29 protein-coding genes and 1 pseudogene are annotated in these 26147 nt (G+C 61.2%); 18 read left to right on the forward strand and 12 right to left on the reverse strand.

What is annotated here, in order from left to right; genetic code table 11:
• The first annotated feature begins 158 nt into the window (after positions 1-158).
• Positions 159-584 (forward strand): PACE efflux transporter, encoded by a 426-nt coding sequence (locus IM739_RS17240; protein WP_237368906.1) that lies wholly within the window; start codon positions 159-161, stop codon positions 582-584.
• Positions 585-615: 31 nt separating this feature from the next.
• Positions 616-1527 carry a PhzF family phenazine biosynthesis protein gene (locus tag IM739_RS17245; RefSeq protein WP_237368907.1) on the forward strand — a complete coding sequence of 304 codons (912 nt, stop codon included), beginning with the start codon at positions 616-618 and terminating at the stop codon, positions 1525-1527.
• On the opposite strand, the gene IM739_RS17250 is transcribed toward IM739_RS17245, so the two are convergent.
• Positions 1528-1761, reverse strand: coding sequence for a hypothetical protein (locus IM739_RS17250; RefSeq protein WP_237371123.1), 234 nt, complete (start codon positions 1759-1761; stop codon positions 1528-1530).
• Positions 1762-1866: 105 nt separating this feature from the next.
• Here IM739_RS17250 and IM739_RS17255 point away from each other — a divergent pair, with 105 nt between their 5' ends.
• The 4 genes from IM739_RS17255 to IM739_RS17270 all read left to right on the forward strand — a co-directional run bounded on the left by IM739_RS17255 (position 1867) and on the right by IM739_RS17270 (position 5449).
• Complete coding sequence (locus IM739_RS17255) at positions 1867-3156, forward strand: MFS transporter (protein WP_237368908.1); 1290 nt, start codon at positions 1867-1869, stop codon at positions 3154-3156.
• A complete protein-coding gene (locus tag IM739_RS17260; protein ID WP_237368909.1) occupies positions 3153-3347 on the forward strand; it encodes a DUF1192 domain-containing protein in 195 nt (64 codons plus the stop codon). Before IM739_RS17255 ends, IM739_RS17260 begins: the two co-directional genes overlap by 4 nt.
• Positions 3348-3709: 362 nt before the next feature.
• On the forward strand, positions 3710-4225 hold the full coding sequence (rcdA, locus tag IM739_RS17265) for a protease adaptor protein RcdA (RefSeq protein ID WP_007607063.1): 516 nt from the start codon (positions 3710-3712) through the stop codon (positions 4223-4225).
• Positions 4226-4381: 156 nt separating this feature from the next.
• A complete protein-coding gene (locus tag IM739_RS17270; RefSeq protein WP_237368910.1) occupies positions 4382-5449 on the forward strand; it encodes a patatin-like phospholipase family protein in 1068 nt (355 codons plus the stop codon).
• A gap of 86 nt (positions 5450-5535) precedes the next feature.
• Here IM739_RS17270 and rpmE read toward each other — a convergent pair whose 3' ends face one another.
• Positions 5536-5757, reverse strand: a complete 222-nt coding sequence (gene rpmE / locus IM739_RS17275; RefSeq protein WP_007607076.1) for a 50S ribosomal protein L31 — start codon at positions 5755-5757, stop codon at positions 5536-5538.
• 190 nt (positions 5758-5947) lie between these two features.
• Between rpmE and IM739_RS17280 the strand changes: the two genes are divergently transcribed.
• Entirely contained in the window at positions 5948-7750 is a 1803-nt protein-coding gene (locus IM739_RS17280) for an ABC transporter transmembrane domain-containing protein (RefSeq protein WP_237368911.1), read from the forward strand.
• A 233-nt stretch (positions 7751-7983) separates the two neighbouring features.
• Positions 7984-8955, forward strand: a complete 972-nt coding sequence (locus IM739_RS17285; RefSeq protein ID WP_237368912.1) for a Bug family tripartite tricarboxylate transporter substrate binding protein — start codon at positions 7984-7986, stop codon at positions 8953-8955.
• Positions 8956-8994: 39 nt separating this feature from the next.
• Here the strand turns inward: IM739_RS17285 and IM739_RS17290 are convergent, their stop codons facing one another.
• The 7 genes from IM739_RS17290 to IM739_RS17320 form a co-directional block, all read right to left on the reverse strand.
• Positions 8995-10641, reverse strand: coding sequence for an FAD-binding dehydrogenase (locus IM739_RS17290; protein ID WP_237368913.1), 1647 nt, complete (start codon positions 10639-10641; stop codon positions 8995-8997).
• Positions 10642-10730: 89 nt separating this feature from the next.
• The gene (locus tag IM739_RS17295; protein ID WP_237368914.1) at positions 10731-11762 is read right to left on the reverse strand and encodes a peptidoglycan -binding protein; all 1032 of its coding nucleotides are present in this window, start codon (positions 11760-11762) and stop codon (positions 10731-10733) included.
• On the reverse strand, positions 11763-12809 hold the full coding sequence (locus IM739_RS17300) for a flagellar motor protein MotA (RefSeq protein ID WP_237368915.1): 1047 nt from the start codon (positions 12807-12809) through the stop codon (positions 11763-11765).
• A gap of 101 nt (positions 12810-12910) precedes the next feature.
• Positions 12911-13711, reverse strand: a complete 801-nt coding sequence (locus tag IM739_RS17305; protein ID WP_237368916.1) for an inositol monophosphatase family protein — start codon at positions 13709-13711, stop codon at positions 12911-12913.
• A 142-nt stretch (positions 13712-13853) separates the two neighbouring features.
• On the reverse strand, positions 13854-15119 hold the full coding sequence (locus IM739_RS17310; protein WP_237368917.1) for an MgtC/SapB family protein: 1266 nt from the start codon (positions 15117-15119) through the stop codon (positions 13854-13856).
• A gap of 45 nt (positions 15120-15164) precedes the next feature.
• Positions 15165-16412, reverse strand: a complete 1248-nt coding sequence (locus IM739_RS17315; protein WP_237368918.1) for a tetratricopeptide repeat protein — start codon at positions 16410-16412, stop codon at positions 15165-15167.
• Between the two features lie 8 nt (positions 16413-16420).
• Entirely contained in the window at positions 16421-17074 is a 654-nt protein-coding gene (locus IM739_RS17320; RefSeq protein WP_237368919.1) for a thiamine phosphate synthase, read from the reverse strand.
• A gap of 390 nt (positions 17075-17464) precedes the next feature.
• Here IM739_RS17320 and IM739_RS17325 point away from each other — a divergent pair, with 390 nt between their 5' ends.
• Entirely contained in the window at positions 17465-17725 is a 261-nt protein-coding gene (locus IM739_RS17325; RefSeq protein ID WP_007607109.1) for an ArsR/SmtB family transcription factor, read from the forward strand.
• A 136-nt stretch (positions 17726-17861) separates the two neighbouring features.
• Here IM739_RS17325 and IM739_RS17330 read toward each other — a convergent pair whose 3' ends face one another.
• Positions 17862-18038: a YdcH family protein gene (locus IM739_RS17330; RefSeq protein ID WP_007607112.1), complete on the reverse strand. Its 177-nt coding sequence runs from the start codon at positions 18036-18038 to the stop codon at positions 17862-17864.
• Between the two features lie 235 nt (positions 18039-18273).
• Here IM739_RS17330 and IM739_RS17335 point away from each other — a divergent pair, with 235 nt between their 5' ends.
• The 6 genes from IM739_RS17335 to IM739_RS17360 all read left to right on the forward strand — a co-directional run bounded on the left by IM739_RS17335 (position 18274) and on the right by IM739_RS17360 (position 22385).
• Positions 18274-18477 (forward strand): YdcH family protein, encoded by a 204-nt coding sequence (locus IM739_RS17335; RefSeq protein ID WP_007607114.1) that lies wholly within the window; start codon positions 18274-18276, stop codon positions 18475-18477.
• A gap of 17 nt (positions 18478-18494) precedes the next feature.
• Positions 18495-18995, forward strand: a complete 501-nt coding sequence (purE, locus tag IM739_RS17340; protein ID WP_237368920.1) for a 5-(carboxyamino)imidazole ribonucleotide mutase — start codon at positions 18495-18497, stop codon at positions 18993-18995.
• Positions 18992-20056, forward strand: a complete 1065-nt coding sequence (locus IM739_RS17345) for a 5-(carboxyamino)imidazole ribonucleotide synthase (protein ID WP_237368921.1) — start codon at positions 18992-18994, stop codon at positions 20054-20056. Before purE ends, IM739_RS17345 begins: the two co-directional genes overlap by 4 nt.
• A 178-nt stretch (positions 20057-20234) precedes the next feature.
• Entirely contained in the window at positions 20235-20360 is a 126-nt protein-coding gene (ykgO, locus tag IM739_RS17350; protein ID WP_007607121.1) for a type B 50S ribosomal protein L36, read from the forward strand.
• A gap of 117 nt (positions 20361-20477) precedes the next feature.
• Positions 20478-21140 (forward strand): tetratricopeptide repeat protein, encoded by a 663-nt coding sequence (locus tag IM739_RS17355; RefSeq protein WP_237368922.1) that lies wholly within the window; start codon positions 20478-20480, stop codon positions 21138-21140.
• Between the two features lie 114 nt (positions 21141-21254).
• Positions 21255-22385 (forward strand): alpha/beta fold hydrolase, encoded by a 1131-nt coding sequence (locus tag IM739_RS17360; RefSeq protein WP_442981148.1) that lies wholly within the window; start codon positions 21255-21257, stop codon positions 22383-22385.
• A 61-nt stretch (positions 22386-22446) separates the two neighbouring features.
• Here the strand turns inward: IM739_RS17360 and pyk are convergent, their stop codons facing one another.
• Entirely contained in the window at positions 22447-23886 is a 1440-nt protein-coding gene (gene pyk, locus IM739_RS17365; protein ID WP_159950942.1) for a pyruvate kinase, read from the reverse strand.
• A pseudogene (locus IM739_RS17370) lies at positions 23886-24269 on the reverse strand (DUF1036 domain-containing protein); the annotation flags it as partial. The gene pyk and the pseudogene IM739_RS17370, both read right to left, overlap by 1 nt.
• Positions 24270-24577: 308 nt before the next feature.
• On the opposite strand from IM739_RS17370, the gene IM739_RS17375 reads away from it, so the two are divergent.
• The 3 genes from IM739_RS17375 (at position 24578) to IM739_RS17385 (ending at position 26082) form a co-directional block, all read left to right on the forward strand.
• Complete coding sequence (locus IM739_RS17375) at positions 24578-25420, forward strand: N-formylglutamate amidohydrolase (protein WP_237368923.1); 843 nt, start codon at positions 24578-24580, stop codon at positions 25418-25420.
• Positions 25417-25722, forward strand: coding sequence for a DUF1244 domain-containing protein (locus IM739_RS17380; protein WP_237368924.1), 306 nt, complete (start codon positions 25417-25419; stop codon positions 25720-25722). The genes IM739_RS17375 and IM739_RS17380 overlap by 4 nt, the downstream gene beginning before the upstream one ends.
• Positions 25723-25812: 90 nt before the next feature.
• Positions 25813-26082, forward strand: coding sequence for a DUF2312 domain-containing protein (locus IM739_RS17385; RefSeq protein WP_007607128.1), 270 nt, complete (start codon positions 25813-25815; stop codon positions 26080-26082).
• Positions 26083-26147 lie beyond the last annotated feature (65 nt).

A 26147-nucleotide genomic window follows, 5' to 3' on the forward strand; every position in this document is an offset into this window, starting at 1 on the left:
GTGTGGTGAAGGCGACACCCATAGCCTAGACGCATGGGTGCCGTGAACGACTCACCCTTGCCCCTGCCACCCCTTCGTCCTATATGACCAGTCGAGGACGACCTCCCCACCATGGGCACGAATACGGGACGACCCGGCCAGAACATCCGGAGTTTTCCATGCGCTCGACCAGCGACCGTATCCGCCACGCCATCAGCTTCGAACTGATCGGCCTTGCCATCATCATCCCGCTCGGCGCCCTGGCATTCGCGATGCCGATCGACGCTATCGGCGTTGTCGGCATTGGCAGCGCGACGATCGCAACGCTCTGGAACTATCTCTACAACATCGGCTTCGATCACCTGATGCAGCGCATCAGCGGCACGACGCAGAAAACCTTGGGCGTCCGGGTCCTGCATGCCATTGCCTTCGAGGCCGGCCTGCTGCTGGTGCTGATGCCCTTCATCGCCTGGTATCTCGGCATAAGTCTCTGGCAGGCACTGGTGATGGACGTGGCCTTTGCGCTGTTCTACATGGTCTACGCCTTCGCCTTCAACTGGGCCTATGACCGGGTGTTTCCGGTCCCGGCCTTGCGGACGAACTGAAGCCATTCGAACAGTGGAAAGCCGGAACAGCATGCGCGACATTCCCTTCGTTACAGTCGATGTCTTCACCGACCAGCGCTTTTCCGGCAATCCGCTCGCTGTCATCACCGATGCGCGAGGATTGAGCGGCGAAGACATGCAGCAGATCGCCACCGAATTCGGCTATTCGGAAACGACATTCGTGCTGCCGCCAAGGGATCGGGCCAACAGCGCCGAAGTTCGCATCTTCACGCCGGTCACGGAAATTCCCTTTGCCGGTCATCCGAATGTCGGCACCGCCTTCGTGCTCGCCGGCATGGGCGAAATCTTTGGCCATGCGCTTTCCGACCAATTGCGCTTCGAGGAAAAGGCGGGCCTGGTCGAGATCTCCGTTCAGCGCGACAGCAGTAACCAAGTCATCGCCACCACGATACGCGCGCCCGGCCCGTTGACGATCGGCGCTTCCATTCCCGTCGAGCAACTGGCGCCCTGCATTGGGCTCACCCCGTCCGACATCGTGACGACGAGACATCTGCCGACATTTGCCTCGGTGGGCCTTAAGTTCATCCTGATCGAGGTCAGCAGCCTTCAGGCTCTTGGCGGCGCTGCCTCCCGGATCGATGCCGTCACAGCCCTGCGCGACGCCTATGCCGACCAAGAATGTGACTGCGCCACCTTCCTGTATACCTGGGTGGGTGAGGATCATGTCCGCGCCCGCGTCTTTGCCCCGCTGGACAACGTCACCGAGGACCCTGCGACCGGCAGCGCCTCGGCAGCGCTCGGCGCCTACCTCGCCAGTCTGAACCCGGAGCCGCAAAGCCGGCAGCTCCTCGTCGAGCAGGGAGTCGAGATGGGACGACGCAGCCTGATCCGGCTTCAGGTCAATGTCGCTGGAGGCCGCTTCGAGGACGTCACGGTGTCGGGAAGCTCGGTCGAGGTGATGCACGGGACGATCCGCCTCTGATCAGAGGAAATCGCGAGCCAGAAGTGTGATCGACCAGATCACGAAGGCAACCACGGCAAGCTTCCAGAAATCACCGCGCCTGCGCAAACCGGGCAGGCCCAGCGGCTTGATCAGCTGAATAAGCATCGCAAGGATCAAAAAGGCGGAGATGGCTTTTGTCATCATTCTTCCTTGGCGCCCGGCGCATGCGGTCACAACGCCGTCACTTTTGCCTTCCAGAAAGAATTTCTGCAAGCCGCAGCTCCATTCAGACAACGGTAGGAAGATCCATCTACTGTGACGTTGTAGTTTGCGTTCCGATCGGAAGCCCTGCCAACCCCCAATCGACAAGACATTGCCATGAGACGAAATCTTTTGCCGGTTGCGGCCCTCCTGCTGGGCACGCTCTTCCTGTTTCTCGGAAATGGCCTGCATGGTCTTCTGCTGCCGGTCCGCGGCGCCGTCGAAGGTTATTCAAACGAAGTGCTCGGTCTGCTCGGGACGTCCTGGGCCACCGGCTTCGTCTTCGGTTGCTTCGTCGCGCCCAAGCTCGTCATGCGCGTCGGCCATGTACGCGCCTTTTCCACCTTCGTTTCACTGATTGCGGTCATCGCGCTATTGACCGGCATCGTGGTCGATGCGCATTGGTGGGTGCTCCTGCGCGCCATTACCGGATTTTGTACCGCCGGCACCTCGATGATCGTTGAAAGCTGGCTCAACGAACGCGCCACGAACGAAAGCCGCGGCATGATCTTCTCGCTCTACATCTCGATCACCCTGATCGGCGTGGTGGGAGGCCAGATGATGGTCGGCGTATTCGATCCCGAGACCACGATCCTCTTCATGATTTGCGGTATCGTCTATTGTTTCGCCATCATGCCGACAACCATGTCGACGGCGGAAACCCCGCAACCGCTGAAATCGGTAAAGATCGACCTGCCGAACCTCTATCGCAACTCACCGGTCTCCTTCATCGGCATCCTGCTGATCGGCATCGCCAACGGCGCCTACGGCACGCTCGGCGCGGTTTTCGGCACCCGTGCGGGTTTGGACGCCGGCACCATCGCCATCATGCTGTCCGTCACGATCTTCCTCGGCGCCTTGATGCAGTTTCCGGCCGGCAAGCTCTCTGACCGGATCGACCGCCGCTTTGTGCTGGCGGCCCTTTCGCTGCTGGCGGCACTTGCCGCACTCATCCTGCTGATTTTCCGGCCGAGCGATCCCGGCATGATGATCCTGTTTGTCGCGATCTATGGTGCGGCGGCCAATGCCCTCTATCCGATTGCCGTCGCCCATGCGAACGACTTCGCCGGAGCCGACGAGTTCGTCAAGGTCTCCGGCGGCCTGCTGCTGCTCTTCGGTATCGGCACGATCATCGGGCCGACCCTCGGCGGACCGGTGATGACCCTTATGGGACCCTACGCGCTGTTTGCCGTCACCGCGCTGGCGCATCTGACGCTGTCGGCCTATGCGATCTATCGCAGCCGCCTGCGTGCGGCGATTCCGGCGGGTGAACGCGACAACGTCCCGAACCTGCCGATCAGCGCCTCTCCCATGGGCACGGCCGAAAGCCTGTCGCTGGATCCGCGCGCCGCACGGCTGCCCGATCAGGACGAGCAGAACGCCTCTGCCGCGGAGGAACGGGCATGACCTTCGACGATCTGCCGCGCAAGACAACGACGAAACATGAGATCGGCGCGGAGCTGACGGCGATCTCGGCCGACGAACTGCGCCACCGCATCGCCCTGCTGGAGCAGGAAATCGACCGAATCAAAGCAGAGATCGAGCGTAAGGAAGCAGGTCGAAAGGCAGCCGACCGCCTGTTCGGACCGAAAGTATAAAATCGAAAACAGACATTTTCCATCAGTCTGGTCTGTAAAGATCCATTTCTTTCGATTCAATTTACTTGGCGTTAACTCTTTTCATGGAAACTAACCTCATCCAGTCCTCCTGGATTCAGGCAGTTTCACCTAACGGCGATGGTCTGATTTTCTCCCTGTTTTACCTTGAGAGCCGCGTTTGCGGCTCTTTTTTTGCTTTGCGCCGCAAACTTACCGCAAAATTGTGGGAATTAACCCTTCCTTAAGAAACGCCTTGCGCATTTGGGGTATTGGTAGCATCGTAGCCTCACCAAATGCGGCAGGAACAAGATCGCACCGCTGCCGTTACGTACAATAGTGATGCGTTTTACAGGGAAACATCCATGTCGGAACTCGGGTTGAATACGGTTAGCTTCGCCGGTCGCGCAGCGGCATCCAGCCAGTTCAAGGCGACCTATGCTGAAGGCATGGGCCTGGTTGAAGAAACCGCCGCCTACCTCGACGGTCCTGGCCGCGCTGCCGCCAAGGTCCTGCCCCGTCAGGCATCTGTTCTCTACGCCGCTGAATCCATGCGCCTGACCACCCGCCTGATGCAGATGGCTTCCTGGCTGCTGCTGCAGCGTGCCGTCAACAATGGCGAGATGAGCCGCGATCAGGTTCTCTCCGAAAAGAGCAAGGTGCGCCTCGACGGCTTCAACGTCGATCGCACGGCCCCCGGCTGGCTCGACCTCCCGGAATCCTTCCGCGATCTCGTCGAGCGCTCGCTGCGCCTGCAGAACCGCATCGCCCTGCTCGACCGCGAAATCTATCGCCCGCAGGAAGAAGAATTCCTGCCGGACAACGAAAACAGCGTCCAGGCACAGTTGAACCTGCTGCGCACGGCTTTCAACGCCGGCTGAGCCACGCTCGCCCCAAAACGATCTGAAATGATACGATAGCCCGGCATGCGCCCGCATGACCGGGCTTTTTGTTAACCATGCACCTCAGCGTGTTTGTTAGGATATTTACAACTTTAAATAATGATGTCACTCTCTTGCAATCCAAGGGAGGACGTCATGACGAAGTTCATTCTTTCGATAGACGGCGGTGGCATTCGCGGTGCCGTTCCCGCAGCCGTACTCACCGTGCTCGAAGACAAGCTCAAGGCCCGGGGCAAGACATTGCCCCTCTATCGCTACTTCCACTTGATCGCCGGCACATCGACCGGCGCCATCATCGCCGCCGGCCTTACCTGCCCGAAACCCCGCCATCCGGATCAGCCCGTTGCCAACGCGGCGATGCTGCTTGAACTCTATCGCGTCAAGGGGCCAGCGATCTTCGACCAGTCCCTGTTCCGCAAGCTCGCCAATCTTGGTGGCCTGCTGGACGAGCACTACGATGCAGCGGCGCTGGAAAAGATCCTGATCGACATGCTGGGCAAGACGACGGAAATTGCCCAGGCTTTGACCAAGGTACTGATCACGGCATACGACATCCACACGCGACGTGCCGTCTTCATGACCAATGCAGATGCCGAGCACGCGCGCTTCTATTTCTGGCAGGCGGTGCGGGGCTCATCGGCAGCTCCCACCTATTTCGAACCGGCGCTGGTCGAGGATCTTGCCGCAAGGAACCGGGGGGAAATTCCGGTGATCCCGATGGTTGACGGTGGCGTCTTCGCCAATGACCCGGCCATGGCCGCCTATGTAGAAGGCAGCAAGCTTGGTTGGCGCGACAATGGCGAGGAAATGATCATCCTTTCACTCGGAACGGGATCCGCCAACCGCAAGATCCCCTATCAGCAGGCGAAGAACTGGGGTGCCGGCGGCTGGATCAATCCGGCCAATGACACGCCGCTGATTTCAGTCTTCATGCAGGGACAGGCGAGTACGGCGTCCTATCAGCTCAACAAGCTTATGAACCGCAATCCGCCGAAATTTACCGACGGCGCAACGATCGTCACCACGGCCAATCGCGGGTCGTTGAATTATTTCAGGCTGGATGCGCCTCTCGTCGGTGCCAACGACGCACTCGACGATGCAAGTCCTGGCAATATCATGGCCCTGATCGAATTCGGCAAGACGCTCGCAGCAAAGCACGATCTCGCTCTCGAGGAGGTCGCCGACCGGCTGGCAGCAATCTGAACGGTACTCTTGCGCAGGATCGGTCAAAACAAAAAAAAGCCCGGCTGAAGCCGGGCTTTTTGCAATCTTGCAGAGTTCGCAGACGATTAGAGGCCAAGGCCGCCGAAACGCTTGTTGAACTTCGAAAGGCGGCCACCGCGGTCCATCAACTGCTGGTTACCGCCGGTCCAGGCCGGATGCGACTTCGGATCGATTTCGAGGTTCATGGTAGCGTTAGCCGAACCCCAGGTCGAACGCGTTTCATATTCGGTGCCATCGGTCATGACGACTTTGATGACGTGGTAGTCGGGATGAATGTCAGCCTTCATAACTCTATTCCTGCTGTGCCGGTAGGGTCCATTTGCCGCAATTGCGCCAGCGGGACCTATTCAATACATGAAGCCGCAGTCCGATCAGGCCACGGCTTCCCAATTCGATGCCGTGCCTATACATGAAGGGCGCAGGGATAACAAGTGCCACGGCACGAAAGCCTGCAAGCACTGTCAGGAGCAATGCCGAGTGACCTTGGAAGCAGAAAACAACGACAAGAAACGCCGCTCACTGAAGCCGCTAAGCAGTCTCTTGCCCTATGTGAAACGATATCGCGGACTGGTCGCCGGCGCCGTCATCTTCCTCGGCCTTGCCGCGGCCACCACGCTTGCCTTGCCCATTGCCATCCGCCGCATGCTCGATCACGGCTTCAATGTTTCCGACAGCGGCTTTATCAACAAATACTTCGCCATGATGATCGTCATGGCGTTGGTCCTCGCCGTTGCCAGCGCCATGCGCTACTATTTCGTCATCACCATTGGCGAGCGTGTGGTCGCGGATTTGCGCCGCGACGTGTTCGCCCATGTGACCCGGCTGTCGCCATCCTTCTTCGACATCAACCAGTCGGGCGAAATCGTCTCCCGCCTGACCGCGGACACGGTTCAGCTGAAATCTGCGGTCGGCGCGACCGCCTCGCTCGCCCTGCGCAATTCGATTCTCTGTCTCGGCGCGGTCGCGATGATGATCTACACCAGCCCGCGCCTGTCGGTCATGGTGCTGGCAGCCATCCCGATCATCGTCTTTCCGCTGGTCGCCTTCGGCCGCTCGGTCCGCAAGCGCTCCCGCACAGCTCAGGACACTTTGGCCGAAGCGTCCACCTTTGCCGGTGAGATGATCGGCTTCGCCCGCACCCTGCAGGCCTTCAACGCCGAGGAAATGGCGCGCCTGCGATATGGCTCCGCCGTGGAAAGCGCCTATGAAGCGGCCCGTGCTGCCATCAAGTCGCGGTCGCTCTTGACCGGCGTCGCCATAGCGCTGATTTTCGGCAGCATCGTCGCCGTGCTCTGGTTCGGCGCGCAAAGCGTCCTAGCCGGCACGATGTCCGCCGGCACGCTCGGCCAGTTCCTGCTTTGTTCCGTGATTGCCGGCGGCTCGCTGGGCACCCTGTCGGAAGTCTGGGGTGAACTCTCCCAGGCCTCCGGGGCCGCCGAGCGCCTGACCGAACTGCTCGCAGAACATCCGGCCATCGCGGCACCCGCACATCCAGCTGTCCTGCCGATGCCGGCCGAGGGCCGCGTGACATTCGACGACGTGCGCTTCGCCTATCCCTCCCGCACCGCGAAATCCGCTCTCAAAGGCTTGTCCTTCAACGTCGCTCCGGGCGAAACGGTCGCCATTGTCGGTCCGTCAGGGGCCGGGAAAAGCACCATTTTTTCGCTGATCCTGCGATTCTACGATCCGTCACAGGGCACGGTCTATCTCGACGGCACCGATATCCGCACCGTTGATCCGCAGGCCTTGCGTGCCCGCACGGCCATCGTGCCGCAGGACGTCACCATCTTCGCCGCGTCGATCCATGACAACATCGCCTTCGGCTCGCCAAACGCCGACCGCCGGATGGTCGAGGCAGCGGCCGAAGCAGCCCAGGCGAGCGAGTTCATCAACAGACTTGAAAACGGCTTCGACACCGTCGTCGGCGAACGCGGCATAACGCTGTCCGGCGGCCAGCGCCAGCGTATCGCCATTGCCCGTGCACTGCTCCGCGACGCTCCCCTGCTGTTGCTCGACGAAGCGACCTCGGCGCTGGATGCCGAAAGCGAGACGCTTGTGCAGAAAGCCCTCGACGGCCTGATGAGCAACCGCACGACGATCGTCATCGCCCATCGCCTTGCAACGGTACTCAAGGCAGACCGCATCCTGGTGCTTGATGATGGCCATATCGTCGAACAAGGAACGCATCAGAGCCTGATTCAGCAGGGTGGCCTCTATGCCAAACTGGCTCGCCTGCAGTTCGAGACCGGCGGCCGCGATTTCACCGCCGCGGCGCAGTAGCGCACCAGCGCAAGACCGCTGAGGCGACGAACAAACATGGGTGGATCTTCACCCATGTTTGCGGCCGTTTGGGCAGAAATCCACCCATCCCCCACCAAAGACGTGCAGCCGTCCTACAACCACAGCGCATTGCCGTTGTTCGGTCTCACCGGAACGCGACAATCAACCCATCCGGACGGGCGCGGGAGGAGCTGTGGCCGCCGGATAGTCAACACATGACGGGAGGAATGTTCATGTCATTCGTTAAATCCATAATCGCGGCGGGCCTGCTGGCCGGCGTGGTGTCGGTCGGCACGGCGCAGGCCGAATTTCCCGAGCGTGCTGTCACGCTGGTCGTGCCCTTTGCCGCGGGCGGCTCGACCGATGTCGTCGCGCGGGTCATTGCCGAGCGCATGTCGACCGATCTCGGTCAGCAGGTCGTGGTGCAGAATGTCGGCGGCGCCGGCGGCAGCCTCGGTGCTGGAAATGTCGCACGCGCAGAACCGGACGGCTACACGATCCTGATGGGCACCGTTGCCACCCATGCGCTCAATCCGCTGATCCTGAAGAACAAGCCCTATGATGCCGAAACCGACTTCGCCCCGGTCTCGTTGCTTGTGGTCGTTCCGAATGTGCTGGTCGTCAATCCGCAATTACCGGCAAAGGACGTCAAGGAACTGCTTGCCCTGCTGAAGGCCGAGCCGGAAAAGTACAGCTATGCCTCGTCGGGCAATGGCACTCCGCTGCATCTGTCAGGCGAATTGTTCAACGCCATGGCCGGCGTCAAGATGCAGCACGTGCCCTACAAGGGCTCCGGCCCTGCCCTCACCGATGTGATCGGCAACCAGGTCTCGATCATGTTCGACAATCTTCCTTCGTCCTCTGGCCACATCAAGGCCGGCACGTTGCGGGCGCTGGCCGTGACGACAGCCGAACGGGCGCCATCCTTCCCCGACGTGCCGACTATGGCCGAGGCTGGTATCCCAGGCTACGAGACCTATACCTGGAACGCGCTGTTTGCCCCGAAAGGCACGCCCAAGGAGGTCGTCGACCGCCTGAACGCCTCGGCAAAAGTCGCCATGGCCGATCCGGCCGTTGTCGAGCGCATGAAGGAATTCAGCGCAACCGTCGTCGCATCGAGCCCCGAGGAACTGGCAGCCCACGTCAAGGCCGAGATGGCCAAGTGGACACCTGTCGTGCGCGACGCCAACGTGCAGATGGACTGATTGCCATCTCAATTTGCCCGTAACAAGGAGACCGCCGGATCAACCTCCGGCGGCTCTGCCGGCAACGCGTCCGGAGAACAGGCAGCCGCCGAGGAAGGTGCCCTCCAGCGCATTGTAGCCATGCATGCCGCCACCGCCGAAGCCTGATACTTCCCCCGCCGCATAGAGCCCGGCAATCGGCTTGTTGTCGCGCGACAGCACCCGTCCGTCGAGATCGGTGTGCAAACCGCCCAGCGTCTTGCGGGTCAGGATATGCAGCCGGACCCCGATCAGCGGTCCCGCCTTGGGATCGAGCAGCCTGTGTGGCTTTGCCGTACGCATCAGTTTGTCGCCGAGATAGTTGCGCGCACCGCGAATGGCGGTGACCTGTGCATCCTTGCTGAACGTGTTGTCGATCTCCCGGTCGCGAGCCTCGATCTGCGTCCTGACATGGTGGATGCCAAGGCGATGTTCGCCGGTCACTGCGTTCATCGCCGAAATCAGGTCTTCCAGCGTGTCACGGACGACGAAGTCTTCCCCCTTGTCCATGAAAGCCTGGACCGGACCCGGCGGGTTCTTGCCCAGCCGTTTCAACAGCAGCGGCAGATCCTTTTCGGTCAGGTCGGGATTCTGCTCCGAACCGGACAGCGCAAACTCCTTCTTGATGATCGCCTTGTTGAGGATGAACCAGGAATACTCATCCCCGCGCGCTCTGATCGCCTTCAGCGTCGCCAGCGTATCGAAGCCCGGCATGACCGGGGAGGCGAACCGGTTGCCATCGGCATCGCACCAGAACGAAGACGGTCCGGGCAGGATGCGGATCCCGTGGTTCGGCCAGATCGGATCCCAGTTGCGCAGGCCCTCCGTGTAGTGCCACATCCGGTCGCCATTGATGACCTCGCCACCGGCCACCTGCGTTATCCCGAGCATGCGCCCATCGACATGGGCAGGCACGCCCGCGACCATCGATTTCGGCGGCGGCCCGAGCCGGTCCACAGGCCAGCTCTTGCGCACCAGATCGTGGTTGCCGCCGATGCCACCGGAAGCAACGATCACAGCGTCTGCCCGCACCTCGAAGCTGCCGATCACATTGCGCGAGCTGGTGGCGCCCCTTGGTGTCGCGTCGCCTGCCAGAACAGAACCGGCGGCACCCGTCACCGCGCCATCGGTAACAACCAGGCGATCCACCTGATGACGGAACAGGAACGTCAGCTTGCCAGCATCTGCAGCACTCCTGGCCCGCTGTACGAAGGGCGCAAGCACACCCGGGCCGGTGCCCCATGTCACATGAAAGCGCGGCACGGAATTGCCGTGTCCAGTGGCGAGCGCTCCGCCACGCTCGGCCCAGCCGACCACCGGAAACCAGCTTACCCCTTGCGCCTTCAGCCAGCTCCGCTTCTCGCCGGCGGCAAAATGCAGATAGGCCTCTGCCCATTGGCGTGGCCAGAAATCCTCGGTGCGATCAAACCCTGCCGAACCGAACCAGTCCTGCCGCGCGAGATCAAAGCTGTCGCGAATGCCCATCCGCCGTTGCTCGGGACTGTCGATGAAGAACAGGCCACCCAGCGACCAGAAAGCCTGGCCACCGAGATTTTGTTCGCCCTCCTGATCGATAACACCGACCTTGAGGCCCCGCTCCACCGCTTCGGTGGCGGCAACAAGGCCAGCCAAACCGGCACCGATGACCAGAATATCGAATTGCTGCATGATGTCCTCCCGCAGCACGCAGTGTTACGCTTACGCGCACGTAATACAATCCTCAAATAGGGTGGGTCTGGAACTGTACAGTACCGAATTCACCGTTCAGTGAGTTTCAGCTCGATGCGGCGGTTCTGGGATCGTGCCTCGACGCTGTCGCCTTCGGCAATCGGCTGGTTTTCCCCGAAACCCGCAGCCACCAGACGGTTTGCGGGAACCCCTTGGGCAATGAGGTATTTCACCACCGAGATCGCACGTGCGGCAGACAGCTCCCAGTTGTCGGCGTAACGACCCGTTCCGGCGAGCGGCACATTGTCAGTATGACCATCGACACGCAGCACCCAGTTGATTTCCGGTGGAATCTCCCGCGCAAGATCAAGCAGGGCAGTACCCAGCTTTGCCATCTCGACCTCCCCGGCCGGATTGAGCACATTGCCGCCCGAAGGGAAAAGCACTTCCGACTGGAAGACGAAACGGTCACCGACGATGCGGATGTTTTCACGATCCGACAGGATTTCCCGCAGCCGGCCGAAGAAGTCGGATCGATAGCGATTCAATTCCTGGACCCGCTGCGCCAGGGCCACGTTGAGCCGGCGGCCAAGATCGGAGATCTTCGCCTGGGAATTTGCATCCTTGGCTTCCGACGCCTGCAGCGCCTCCTCGATGGCAGCGATCTGTGCCCGCAATGCGGCGATCTGCTGGTTGAGCAGCTCGATCTGGCTCATTGCCCGCGTGCTGACCTGCTTTTCCGCGTCCAGTTCCTGAGTCAGCCTGCCCACTTTCACATTGGCCGCATCCGCAGACCCGGCTCCGCTTTCCAGAAGCTGCTGCAAGCGGCTTCGCTCGCTTTCCGAGGATGCCAGCGACGACTGCAGGCTGGCCAGTGTGTCCTCGAGATCCTGCTTGCCGCTCTTTTCAAGCGCCAGCAACTGTGTGAGTTCGGCAATCTGGCTGTTCAGCCTGTTCAACACCTCGTCCTTGCCGGAAATCTCCCGGCTCAGGATGAACTGTGCCAGGACGAAGACCGTGAGCAGGAACATGATCGCCAGAAGCAGCGTCGACAGGGCATCGACGAAGCCCGGCCAGTAATCGACGGAGCGCTCCCGGCGCCGGTTGCGGCCGAGCGCCATTTACTTCGTCCCGCCGATCTTGTCGTTCAGCCGGTCGAGCGTCTTGCGCATCGCGCGGGCGTCCTCCTGCTGCGCCTCGATCCAGTCGCGCAGCATCTGCTGTTCGTTGCGCATATTCTTCACCAGCCCCTGGATGCCCTCTGCCAGTCCGGCAATCGCAGCAACGGACCGTTCGCTGTTGCTCGTGTCGCCGCCTTCGCGATTGGCGAGCCTCGCAACCTCCACAAGCAGCAGCTTCACATCCTCGCTGGCAACCGCGCCGCTGGCGTCGGAGACCATCGCCAGTTCGGAATCGAGGTCCGTCACGGAAGACAGCCAGTTTTCCAGTTCCGTATAGAAGCGGTTCTGCGCGCGGCCCGCCTGGAGATCGAGAAAACCGAGGACCAGCGAGCCGGACAGGCCGAGCAGCGAAGACGAAAACGCCGTTCCCATGCCGGCCAGTGGTGCCGTCAGGCCGGTCTTCAGCGCGGTCAGGACGTCATTGCTGTCGCCGGAAGACGGATCGAGCGACTGGATGACATCGTTGATCGAGGCGATCGTACCCAGCAGGCCCCAGAAGGTGCCAAGCAGGCCGAGAAACACCAGCAGGCCGACGAGATAGCGTGTCGTATCGCGTGATTCGTCGAGGCGGGTACCGATCGAATCGAGAATGGACCGCAGCGCGGTGCTGGAAATCGCCATCGAGCGGCGGCCGCCGATCAGCGATTTCATCGGGGCGAGTAGACGCGGGTCGCGACCGACGCGGTCGAAATCATTGCCGGCGGCACGGAAGGAATTGAACCAGCGGACTTCCGGGCGAAGCGCCAGCACATGGTTGAACACCAGGATGATGCCGACGGCCAGCACGCCAAGAATGAGGCCATTCAGCCCCGGATTGGTGACGAAGGCCGCGTGGGCCTGTCGATACAGGATGGCCGCGATGAAACCGACGATGATCAGGAAGATGACCATTGTGGTGAAGAAAGGCATCGGGCTGGAGAGCTTCTGGCCGTAATCCCCTGCTCGGGTTTCGCCCACTTCCAGGTCCGCCAGCTTCACTTTCGCCATGTGTACTCAACCTCCGGGGAATCTCAGTCCCGAAGGCTAGTAGAAAAATGAGACGAATTGAAGCCGGAAAGCCGCGTCATACAGCCCCGTTTTGAATGGCGTTACGCCTTCGGCACGGGACGATTAATCACTTCTTCCAAGGCTTTGCGAATATACTCGTTGCCGGCGATCAAGGCACCGGTCTCGAACATGTCCTGCGTGCCCTTCATGTCGGAGACGAAACCGCCAGCTTCGCGGATCAGCAGCACACCGGCTGCTACATCCCAGATGTTGAGACCGGATTCCCAGAACCCATCCAGCCGACCAGCCGCGACATAGGCGAGATCGAGGGCAGCAGCGCCCATGCGCCGCACGCCGGAAACTTCGCCCATGACATGACGCAGTTCGATGAGGAACTTGCCGTGCTGGCCACGACCGAGATGCGGCACACCGCAACCGATCACGCAATCCGAAAGCACCTTGCGGGCACCGACGCGGATGCGGCGATCGTTGAGAAAGGCGCCGCCGCCCTTCTCCGTTGTGTAGAGCTCGTCGGTCGCCGGGTTGAAGATCACGCCGGCGACAATTTCGCCATTGCGCTCCAGCGCGATCGAGACGGCAAACTGCGGAATGCCGTGCAGGAAGTTGGTCGTGCCATCAAGCGGATCGACGATCCAGCGATGTGCGCCATCGGTGCCCTTGATCTCTTCGCTTTCCTCGCCAAGGAAACCATAGGTCGGACGCGCCTTCAAAAGCTCTTCCCGCACGATCTTCTCGGCGCGGAAATCAGCCTGCGAAACGAAGTCACCCGGACCCTTCACGGAGACCTGCAGGTTCTGCACTTCGCCGAAGTCGCGCGCCAGCGACTTGCCCGCCTTGATGGCGGACTGAACCATGACGTTGAGAAGAGCTGAACGGGCCATTCGGTGACAATCCTTGAAATTCGGTGGTCGCCTTAAGGAAGCGACAAGAGCGGCGCTTGCGCGCGGCAGCGGTTGCGCGGTTCAAGACCACAAAAATTGCCGGATTTCAAGGGGCATCCCGCCATCCGGTCATGCACAAGGCCTATAGCAGCCCCGCAGCCCAATGGGCGGCAAGGCCGGCACATACGGCGAGTAGCGAACCGAAAGCCACTTTGGCAGCAAAGCTGCGGCTGCCTGTCCCAGCAGCATAGAGCGCCTTCGCCACGATGTTGGCGATCACCGCAAGGCCGATAGCCTCGACCGCAACGGCCGAGCTTAGCCGATCCGCCATGCCGGCAATCGTCACCGTGGCAGCATCGACATCAGCAAAGGCCGAAAGCACAGAGACGAGGTAAAGCCCGCCCTCGCCGAAGGCCTCGCTCGCCGCGCGGGCGAGGAAAGCGACGGCGGCGATGAGCAACGCCATGCGGATGACAGAACCGATTTCGAACGGATTGGCCGGCAGGTCGCCCTCACCCGCAGGTTCGCGCCAGCGCACGAAAAAGAGAGCCGCAGCAACCATCACCAGTGCCGCCGTTCCAAGACCCGGCACGACGGACCATCCCAGCGCGGGTGAAAGCGCCAGCATCAGAAACACGGTGCGGACCAGCGAAACGGCCCCGGCAACCAGCGCCCCGGCAGCAAGTCCCGCCGACGAACCGGCATTCAAGCTTCGTCGCGCAAGCGCAAGTGTCGTGCCCGTCGATGAGACGACACCGCCCACGGCGCCGGCCACCAGATCCCCCTGCCCCTGACCCAGCAGGCGCACGGCGACATAGCCCACATAAGAGATAGACGCGAGCGCGATGACCAGCACCACCAGACTGCGCGGCGACACCCCGCCAAAGGGACCCACTGGCTCGGCCGGGATCAGCGGCAATAGCACGAATGTCATCGCCAGAAGAATGACCGCCGAGCGCAATTCTTCCCATTTCAGTCGCCGGATCGCCCCATGCAGGAATTCCCGGCTCGCCAGAACCGTAACCATGGCCGCACCGCCGGCGGATGCCAGCACCATGTCGCCGATGACCGAGAGCGTGCCAAGGCCGAATGTCGTCACGGCGGCAATCACGGTCGTGGCGCTGAAGGATTTCTGCGCCAGCGCTTCCATCACGCCGAAGCGCAGGATGATCGCGGTGACGCAGAGCAGGAAACCGGTCACCACCAGCCCCGGAAAAGCTTCTCCCTTCACGGCAAGCTCGATCAGCCCCGCAAGGCCTCCCGTCATGCCGATCAGGGTAAAGGTCCGTATCCCGGCTGTTCGTCCACCCTCCGGCTCGTCACGCTCGCGCCAGTGACGCTCGACGCCGACGGCAGCACCGATGGCGATGGCGAGGCCCAGACGCTGGAAAAGATCGAAGATTTCCATGCCGCCGCTCCCCCAAGCGGTCGTATTCAAAAAAAACGAAGCGCGTCAGCTCCGGCGGAAGCGGTTAGCCCCGTCGATCGCCTGCTTCTGCTGTTCCTCGTTGAGACCGAGATAGAAGTCCTCAAGGGCCGGATCTGTCAGACCTGCACGACGCGACAATACATACCATTTTGCAGCCTCGACCGGGTCGGGCCGTGTGCCGAGTGCATTGATATAGAGATGCGACAGCCGGTTCTGCGCCACCACATTGCCGCGCTTGGCAGCAATGCTCAGCCAGCGAAAGCCGGCATCATAGTCGCGCGGGCCGTTGATGCCGTTGACCAGCCAGATGCCGATATCGAGCTGCGCCGTATCGAAACCGGCCTTCGCCGCCCGCTCAAGCCAATCACGGGCCTTGGCCTTCTTCTCCTCGGGCACATCCTTCAGGGCCGTATAGACCTGGGCCAGTGCATATTGCGCATCCGCAATGCCCTGCTCGGACGCCTTCTCGTAGTAGGGCATGGCCATTGTCAGGCCACGGACGCCGGGATTGTCCGAAACAAGGATCTGCGCCCAGTTGAACTGCGCCGAGCCATTGCCGGCATCGGCGGCATTGCGCATGTATTCGTCTGCCTTCGCCTTGTCGCGCGCGACGTATTTGCCCTCCATCAGAAGCAGGGCATACTTGAACATCGCCGAGGGTTCGCCGCCCTGTGCCGCCTGGCCATACCAGAAGCTTGCGCCTTTCAGGTCGCGCTTGACGCCAAGCCCGCGTGACATGATCTCAGCTAGCAAAGTCTGCGCCGCCGGATCGCCGAGTTGCGCCCGCGGCAGCGCCTTGTCCACCGCAGTCAGAAACAGGCCGCGCTGGAAGGCGCCATAAGCCTCGTCCGGCTCTCCGGTAAATTCCTTTTCCTTCGGCACATCAGGAAGCGGCGTGCCCATGCGCAGGTAGATGTTGATCCCCTGCAATTCTTCTTCGCCACCGCCCTGACCAGCCTTGTCGCCTTTGCCAGCCTTGTCGGTCTTACCGGTCTGGTCGACCTTGCCCTCGCCGCGCCCGGACTTGATCTCCGGCTGCCGGGCATCGCGATCGGCGCGGTCCAGCGTTGTTGCATCGCCTTCGCTGCTGCTTGGCCGCTGGCCGCGATCGATCGTGCCGGCATCCTCGGGGTCTGCGGGCCGGATCGCCGGCGCATCGCCAATCTCCAGGCCATCTTCCGCATCCTGCGCATGCACGGCCGGCGCCGTTGCAAGGGCAAGCCCTGTGAAAGCGGCGAGAATCAGACGATGGAAGGACAAGGATTGGCGCATGGAGCGGTTCAATCTTCAAACCGTGGCGCTTTTTCGTCAAGTTCGGCATTCACCTGGGAAACAATCGTCGCAGCCATGGCCGGATCGTCGAAAACCGCCTTGCCGAGTGCCACGAACTCGCAACCGCTCTCGGCCACGGCCACGGCCGAGGAAGGATCGGTGCCGCCCATGACGATGCACGGGATGGCGATCATCGCCGACCACCACTCGCCAAGAGCGATATTCTTCGAATGTGCTTCGGGCTTGATGTCGCCATCCAGCCTGCCGAAGAAGATGTAGTCCGGCTGCGCCTCGCCCATTTCCAGCGCGTGATGGCGGTCCATCGCGTTGCCGCCGCCAACGATCATCTTCGGCGTATGATTCTCGACCGCCTCGGTCAGGGCTGCCGAATTGCCGCTGACATGCAGGCCGTCGGCCTTCACCCGCCCGGCGACCCGGCTGTTGTCGACGATCAGCGCCGCGGCACCCGCCTCCTGGATCACCGGAACCAACAGTTCGGCATGTTTCTGGAATGTCGCGTCATCCAGCGCGTATTGCGGAATGATCACGGACGCGACGTCGCCGCCGCGCAACGCATCACCTAGAATGCGCGCCTGCTCAGCGGCATCCGCCAGGTCCGGGACGATCAGCACGAGGCGGCAGCGATCTTGTGTCTTGGTCATCGAAGGTTCCGTTTCCGGGTGTGCCCGCAACCTGCGGAACACACCCTCGTTATATCTCAGCAAATCCGATAGACCGCTCTCCCGCAAGGATCAACCGGACAATGCGCATGGACCCGAACTTCTATGCTTCGCACCTCGCCCGCGACCTCCCTGTCGGTGGCCGAAAGACATCGCGAGCGCCCACATCGTGCGCTCTGTCAGACGCTACGGCGAAAAGCAGGATCAATGCACGGAATTTCCACTCATTGATGTAGCGGCGATCCTGTTCATCATAGAAGAAAGCCCCTCCACGCCGGCATCCCGGCGCCGGTCTGTGCCAGGCACCCGAAAGCCCTGCTGCAGCGCACATTCGCGCTTGCCGCGCATTCGCCTTTGACATAACGTTTCGCCATGACCAACGCGGATCCTTTCACGGCTATCGCAGACCCGAACAGGCGTCACATCCTGGAGGATCTGCGTCGATCGCCGAAGACCGTGAATGACCTCGCCAAGACGCTGCCAATCAGCCGTCCGGCAGTCTCCCAGCATTTGAAGGCACTGCTGGATTGCGGCCTGGTCGATGTGAAGGCTGAAGGTACCCGCCGCATCTACTGCGTCAACCGTCCGGGTTTCGACCGGATGAACCTGTGGCTCGACCAATTCTGGTCCTGAGCCGCCTTGCTCCCTGCAGAATGCGGACAAAATAAAGGCCCCGAAGTCGATATGAACTCCGGGGCCTGAAAAACGGTGGCTGCTTCACTCAGTACATCGGGTCCGGATTATCCGGAGCCGGCGCAGCCACATCCTGTCAATGTCGTGTGGAAGCCTTCAGGCGTTCCATTTCATCCTTAAGACGCAGCTTAAGACGCTTCAATTCGGCAATATGTTCATCGTTGACGGAGGGGGATGCGAGAGCGGTATGGAGCCTTTCCTCCAAAGCACCGTGCTTCTTTTCCAGCGATTCAAGATGAGCCTGCATGGTCATTTGATGCGTCCTTCCTTATTGGCCTACTTCCAGCTCTCTCCACTGGAGTTTCAGGCTTTACGAACGTAATGTGACACGAAGAATGCGGTTTGTCGAAGGCAAAGAACCCATTTCATTGCGGCAAAAACGCAGACAAGGATAACTTCCCGTTACCGGTATTTGGTGATAGGAGCTTGCGCGAATCTACCGTGCATCCTTAAAGAAAGTGCACAAAGCGGCAATCGGGGAACAAACAATGGCCGATCAAGAGCAGGCGGACGTCAGGCTCGCACTGGCACGGCTTCGCCAGGAGCACGAGGACTACGACGTCGCCATCAATGCGATGATCTCGACCGGCTGCGATGCCTTGAGAATCCAGCGAATGAAAAAGAAGAAACTGTCCATCAAGGACAAGATCACCTCAATCGAGGATCAGATCATTCCGGACATCATCGCCTGACCGCAGAAGGAAATCCGATGACAGCTGAGTGCCCCCCCGTCGCCATCATCATGGGAAGCCAGTCCGACTGGGAGACGATGAAAAACGCTGCGGATACGCTGGACGCGCTCGGCGTCAATTATGAAGCCCGCATCGTGTCTGCACACCGCACGCCCGATCGCATGTATGCTTTTGCCAAGGGCGCGCGCGACGAGGGCTTCAAGATCATCATCGCCGGTGCCGGCGGGGCAGCCCACCTGCCCGGAATGGTGGCCTCGCTCTCGCCCCTGCCGGTTTTCGGCGTTCCCGTGCAGTCCAAGACCATGTCGGGCCTCGACAGTCTCTATTCCATTGTCCAGATGCCGGCCGGCATTCCTGTCGGCACGCTGGCCATCGGCCGCGCCGGCGCAGTCAACGCCGCTCTTCTTGCCGCCCGCGTTCTCGCCTTGCACGATGACGAACTGACCGAAAGACTGGACGACTGGATCGAGCGTCAGGCCGGCTCCGTCGCCGAATATCCGATGGACGAAACTCCATGACCATTCGCACGATCGGCATCATCGGCGGCGGCCAGCTCGGCCGCATGCTCGCCATGGCCGCCGCGCGGCTGAACTATCGCACAGTCATCCTCGAGCCGCAGGCGGACAGCCCGGCAGCGCAGGTGGCCAATGCCCAGATCACCGCCGCCTATGACGATCCGCAAGCGCTGGCAGAACTGGCAGGGCTTTGCGACGTCGTCACTTATGAATTCGAAAACGTGCCCGTGGCGGCAGTCGAACGGCTGGTTGCGAGCGTTCCGGTCTACCCGCCGGCAAAGGCACTGGAAGTTGCCCAGGACCGCGTCGCCGAAAAACGGTTCCTCAATGCCTCAGGCATCGAGACGGCACGCTTTCACGCCGTCGACAGCCAGACCGACCTGGAAGCGGCACTGGCCGATTTCGGCGGCGAAGGCGTCTTGAAGACCCGCCGCTTCGGCTACGACGGCAAGGGGCAGAAGGTCTATCGCAAGGGCGATACGGCTGAAGGCGGCTTTGCGGCTCTCGGCTCCGTCCCGCTGATCCTTGAAAGCTTCGTGCCCTTCGTTCGGGAAGTATCCATCATCGCCGCCCGCAGCGCCGATGGCGAAGTGCGGGCCTATGACCCGACCGAAAACGTCCACCGCAACGGCATCCTGCACACATCGACGCTGCCGGCCGCAATCCAGACGGAAACGGCGATTGCCGCGCGCCAGGCGGCAACCAGGCTGCTCGACGGTCTGGACTATGTCGGCGTTGTCGGAATGGAGTTTTTCGTGCTCGCCGATGGCGGCCTGATCGCCAACGAGATTGCCCCGCGTGTGCACAATTCCGGCCACTGGACGGAGGCCGCCTGCATCGTCTCGCAGTTCGAGCAGCATATTCGCGCGGTGGCCGGCATGCCGCTCGGTGACCCGTCGCGCCATTCCGACTGCGTGATGACGAATCTGATCGGTGACGACATCGATTCCGTCCCGGCATGGCTCGCCAAGAGCAATGTCCTTGTGCACCTCTATGGAAAAACCGAAGCACGGCCCGGTCGCAAGATGGGACATGTGACAGAAATAATGTCGATTAAAGGCTGAATTTCCGGGAATATTCGCCGCTTCGACCGCGCAAATCCGGCATTGAAGGTTGACATGACCGGGCTGGTCGCGGTAATTGCGGCCAACTCTTCAGGGATGCGCCCGGGCGGCGCTCTTTTGATTGTTTTTGGCAGCGGGCGAATAAACCATTCCCCGACAATTGTTGTGGACCAGGAAAATGAAGATCAAGAACTCGCTGAAAGCGCTTAAGGCCCGTCACCGCGACAACCGTCTGGTTCGCCGCAAGGGTCGTGTTTACATCATCAACAAGATGAACCCGCGTTTCAAGGCTCGTCAGGGCTGAGGTTTCGGCGCTGCCTTCTGGCGCGCCATGCCTGCGGGAATACCCCGCCGTACAGACGGCGTGTTGATTTCGTAAATTTGAGTTTGAAAGAAGGCGCAGAGGGATTATCGTCCCGGTATGCGCCTTCTTTCGTTGCGACTCACCTTGACCACCCTCGCCCTGCCCGCCCTGCTGATCGCAGGCATCGCGGTCGGTCAGGTGCCGGACCAACCGTTTCCAGGCACACCACCAGCGCCGACCGAACAACCTTCTATCGAGCAGGATCCGGTCGAGCAGGCTCCGGTCAAGACAGCGGAACGACCGCGCGATCTCGACGGCATGCTTGCGGCACTCAAGCGTGAACGCAGCCCGCAGATCGCCCGGCAGTTGGCCAATTCCGTCATGGCCAAATGGAACACGTCGCAAAGCCCGACCGTGGACCTGCTGCTGGAATGGGCGAAGAAGGCGACCGAGGAAAAGCGCACAGCCGCAGCCCTCGACTTTCTTGACCAGGCGATCGCCTTGAACCCGGATTTCGTCGGCGCCTGGAACCAGCGCGCGACGCTCCACTACACTATGGGCAACTACAAGAAATCCGTCTCCGACATCAACAAGGTGCTGGAACTGGAACCGCGCCACTTCGGCGCGCTGGCAGGCCTTGCAGCCATCCTCTCCGAACGGGGCAGCCAGGAGGCCGCGCTGAAGGCCTGGGAACGTTATGTCGAGATCTATCCGGCTGACCGCGAGGCGCAGGAATTCGTCATCACCATCTCCGAGGAACTGGCCGGGACCCGGACCTGACGCATTGCCAACGACGGCCCTTGACGAGCGGCGCCAGCGCCCGATCTTTGTCCAATCCGACCCGCCATCTGGAAAGCCGTCACCGCCTTGCCAATCCCCCTCAGACCAGGCCTGATCTTGCTGATAGTCATCGTCTTTCTGGCCGCACTCCTGCTGGTTCTTGTCGCCGCGACCTATGTGCGCGCCAGGATGATCGAAGCCACATACCCGAATATCGGCACGCTGACAGACGTCGGCGGCTATCGTCTCAACGCGCTGCATGTGCCAGCTGGCGCGAATGCCGACCTGCCACCGATCGTCTTCATCCACGGCGCAAGCGGCAACCTGCGCGACCAGGCCGGCGCTTTCCTCAATGCTCTGGAGGGGCGCGCCGAGATGCTCTTCGTCGATCGGCCCGGCCATGGCTATTCCGAACGTGGCGGCCCGCAGAACGACTTTCCCGACGGGCAGGCGCGCGCCATTGCCAGACTGATGGAATTGAAGGGCATAGACCGGGCGATCATCGTCGGCCATTCCTTCGGCGGCGCGATCACGGCAAGCTTCGGCGTGCTGTTTCCCGACAAGACCGCAGGCCTTCTCTTCCTCTCCGCCGCCACCCATCCCTGGCCGGGCGGCGTCGACTGGTACTACCATCTCGCCTCGACGCCGATCATCGGTCCGATCTTTTGCCACACGTTGGCACTGCATGCCGGCATGGCCAGACTTGACGCTGCAACCCGCCATGTCTTTGCGCCGAATGCGCGCTCGCGGACCTATGCAGAGGACACCGGCCCCGCCCTTGTGCTCAGGCCCGCGACCTTTCGGTCGAATGCGATCGATGTGGCCAACCTGCTCGGCTACGTGACCCGCTTTGCGCCGCGCTACAGCGAGATCGACAAGCCGACAGTGGTGATCACCGGCGACAGCGACGAGATCGTGCTGGAGGAGATCCATTCGCGCGGCCTTGCCCGCGACATCGCCGGATCGGAACTCGTGTGGATCAAGGGGCTCGGTCATAAGCCGGACTATGTCGCAACCGATCTGGTGATCGCCGCAATCGGAAAGCTCGCCGGCCGGCCGCACGACCTGCAGGCCATGGCACGTGCCCTGGAGCCGACGCTTGCAGCCTCCCGCCTGGATCGACAAAGCCACACACCCCTGGACCGAGCGACAACCGAGGCGAACCCCGCAGTTCGTGCCGAACTGGAAGACCGCCAGCCTCCATCCCCGTTGAGTGAAGCGCAATCCGACCAGGATAAACCCTAAATCCGGGCAATAAAAAAGCCGCCCTCGGGCGGCTTTTCCAATTCTTGAATGTCGGAACCGATCAGATGCCCGACTGGCCGTCAGCGCCGATATAGGCGATGCGCAGCATGTTGGTTGCGCCCGGCGTGCCGAGCGGCACACCGGCCGAGATGATGATGCGGTCTGCCGGCTTGCCGAAACCTTCCTCGACCACGATGCGGCAGGCGCCATTGACCATGTCGTCGAGATCCGAAGGCTCCTTGGCCACGACGCAGTGCAGGCCCCAGACCACCGACAGGCGGCGTGCCGTCTGGATGACCGGCGACAGCGCGATGATCGGCACTTCCGGACGCTCGCGCGAGGCGCGCAGGCCGGTATTACCCGACGATGTGTAACAGACGATGGCCGTCAGCTTCAGCGTCTCGGCGATCTGGCGGGCAGCCAGCGAAATCGCATCGGCGCCGGTTGCTTCCGGCTGGGCACGCTGGGCGTAGATGATGCCCGGATAGTGCGGCTCGCGCTCGACCGTGTGGGCGATCGACGCCATGGTCGCGACGGCTTCGACCGGATACTGCCCGGAAGCCGATTCGGCCGACAGCATGATGGCGTCTGCACCTTCGAACACGGCGGTCGCAACGTCGGAAACTTCAGCGCGGGTCGGGACGGGTGCTGTGATCATCGATTCGAGCATCTGGGTGGCCACGACCACCGGCTTGCCTTCACGGCGGCAGGCGCGGATCAGCTGCTTCTGGATGCCCGGAACACGTTCCAGTGGCATTTCTACGCCAAGGTCGCCACGGGCGACCATCAGGGCGTCGGACAGCTCGATGATTTCGTCGATACGCTCGATGGCCTGCGGCTTTTCGATCTTCGACATCAGACCGACGCGGCCCTTGGCGATCTTGCGCACTTCGGCCAGATCTTCCGGACGCTGGATGAACGACAGCGCAACCCAGTCGACATCATTGGTCGCCAGAACGGCATCCAGGTCGGCCCGGTCCTTGTCGGTCAGAACGCCGGTTGCCAGAATGGTATCGGGCAGGCTGACGCCCTTGCGGTCGGAAATCTTCGTGCCGGACACGACTTCAGTGACGATGGTCTTGCCGTCGCACTTGACGGCCTTCAGATGCAGCTTGCCGTCATCGATCAGCAGGCGGTCGCCGACATTGACCGATTCCATGATTTCCGGATGCGGCAGGTAGACGCGGGTCGCGTCGCCAGGCGCTTCGTTGCTGTCGAGCGTGAATGTCTGACCCGGCTTCAACTCGACCGTGGTTTCGGCAAATTTGCCGACGCGCAGCTTCGGCCCCTGAAGGTCGGCAAGAATGCCGATCGGACGGCCGCAGGCGGCTTCGACGCTGCGAATGCGCTGGATCAGCGTCCGCAGCATCTCATGGCTCGAATGGCTCATGTTGATACGGAAAAGATCGGCACCGGCTTCATGAAGTTTCCGAATCATCGCCTCGTCGGAAGAGGCTGGTCCGAGCGTTGCAAGGATCTTTACTTTGCGGTTGCGCTTCATCAGTTCTGGCTTTCTTGCGTGCCCGACGTATCGGAGAGCTGGACCATCCAGCTGCCCTGCCGGCCGGTGTCATATTCTTTGAATCCCATCTGCTGATAGCCGCGCGCGAAGCAGTCGTTCACGCCCACGATCTTGAACTCGTTCTCGGCGACACACATGTTGATGTCACCGGCCCAACGTCCGCCGCGGGCAGCGTCTTCAGCATAGAGATAGTAATAGCGCGACTGCAGTTCACCTTCGATCAGCGTGGCGCATGTGCCAGCGGGCACCTGCCACCAGCCCTCGGTAATCCAGCCTTCCTCGGCTCGATATCCCACGGAAACGCCGACCAAATTCTGTGTCCCATTGCAGACCCTGAATTCGGCATGGGCGGCACTTGCGGCCATGACTGGCGCGAGCAAGGCTCCTACGAGAAGAAGGGGCTTTAAAAAACGCGCGGCAGCGCGGTCGCAAGTCTGTCGATGTTGCTTCTGCACGATTGCCGCCGGAACTCCATAAATGCGCATTGGATGCCTTCTTGCGATGATGACCCAAGAATGTCAACGCAACTCTAATCGATTATAATTCCCACCTCGGGTCAGGGTTGGAACCATCATGTCCGATCTTGGCACAAACGTGACCGAGGTGAAAGCTTGCGCTCCCTATTCCCCCATGCGATCAAACCCATCTAGCATGAGATGGCTTCGAACTGATGAATGAATTCCCGCCTTTCGAAATTGTAGACGGTCGATATGACAACGGCTTGATCCTGTTGGCCGATCACGCGACCAACAATCTTCCTGCGGACTACGACCGCCTCGGCCTGCCGGATTCGGCGTTCGAACGTCACATCGCCTTCGACATCGGCATCGAGGCGCTCACCCGTGCGCTGGCCGCACGCCTCGGCGTGCCGGCGGTGATGTCGCGTTATTCCCGTCTGCTGATCGATCCGAATCGCGGTGAGGACGACCCGACCATCATCATGCGTATCTCGGATGGCGCCATCATCCCCGGCAATCATCCGATTGCGCCAGACGAATGGCAGCACCGCATCGAGACCTATCACCGTCCGTATCATCGCGCCGTCGGCAACACGATCGCAAGGGTCGCCATGGCATCCGGCAAGGCACCCCTCGTCCTGTCGCTGCATTCCTACACTCCGGCCTGGAAGGGCGTTGCCCGTCCGTGGCACGCGGCCGTATTGTGGGACACCGATCATCGCGCGGTTCGTCCTTTGATCGACCTGCTGAACGAGCCTGGCGACATCCTGGTTGGCGATAACGAGCCCTATGACGGTGCGCTCAAGGGCGACACGATGTATCGTCAATGCATGACCCGTGGCATCCCGCATGCCCTGCTGGAAGTGCGACAGGACCTGATCGGTGACAAGGATGGCGTGCTGGCATGGGCCGATCGCCTGGCGCCGATCTTTTCAAGGATGAATGCCGACCCTGCCCTGCATCGCTATGAGCTCCACGCCTCGCGGACTGGCCCCTACCCGTCGATTTCGGCAGACCCCCTATCCGAAACACCCGATGAGGAATGTACATCATGACAAAGCTCAGCCAGCAGCAGCAGATCGAGTTCGAAGCGGCCGCCTTTCGCCGTCTTGTCGCCCATCTGCGTGATCGCACCGATGTGCAGAATATCGATCTGATGAACCTCGCCGGCTTCTGCCGTAACTGTCTGTCCAACTGGTATCTCGACGCCGCCAAGGACGCGGGCGCCCCGCTGACGCGCGACGAGTCCCGCGAGATCGTCTATGGCATGCCCTATGACGACTGGAAGGCGCTGCATCAGCAGGAAGCCGACGACAAAAAGAAAGCAGCCTTCGAGCAAAACCGGCCGAAGGAGTGATCGCCTCCGCGTCTTTGGGACTTGACGCGGGACGCCGTTCACGGCAGTTCATCGCCACCGATAAAATTCCCCCTACCAAGGAGATTGCCCATGTCTGATGCTGCCCACGGCGTCGCCCGCGACCAGCTCCGCGCCTTTGTTGAGCGCATCGAGCGTCTCGAAGAAGAAAAGAAGACCATCGCCGACGACATCAAGGACGTCTATGGTGAAGCCAAGTCCATGGGCTTCGACACCAAGATCCTCAAGAAGGTCATCGCCCTTCGCAAGAAGGACGACCAGGAGCGTATGGAAGAGGACCTGATCCTCGACACCTACCTGCATGCACTTGGCATGATTGAAAATCCGCCGGAAGCCGAATAAGCGCTTTCAGCCACAACAGCAAACCCACCCTCGCGGTGGGTTTTTTTGTTGCTCTGATCAGCCGA

This window comes from Rhizobium sp. SL42 (genome assembly GCF_021729845.1).
In the GTDB taxonomy this organism is placed as follows: Bacteria; Pseudomonadota; Alphaproteobacteria; order Rhizobiales; family Rhizobiaceae; genus Allorhizobium.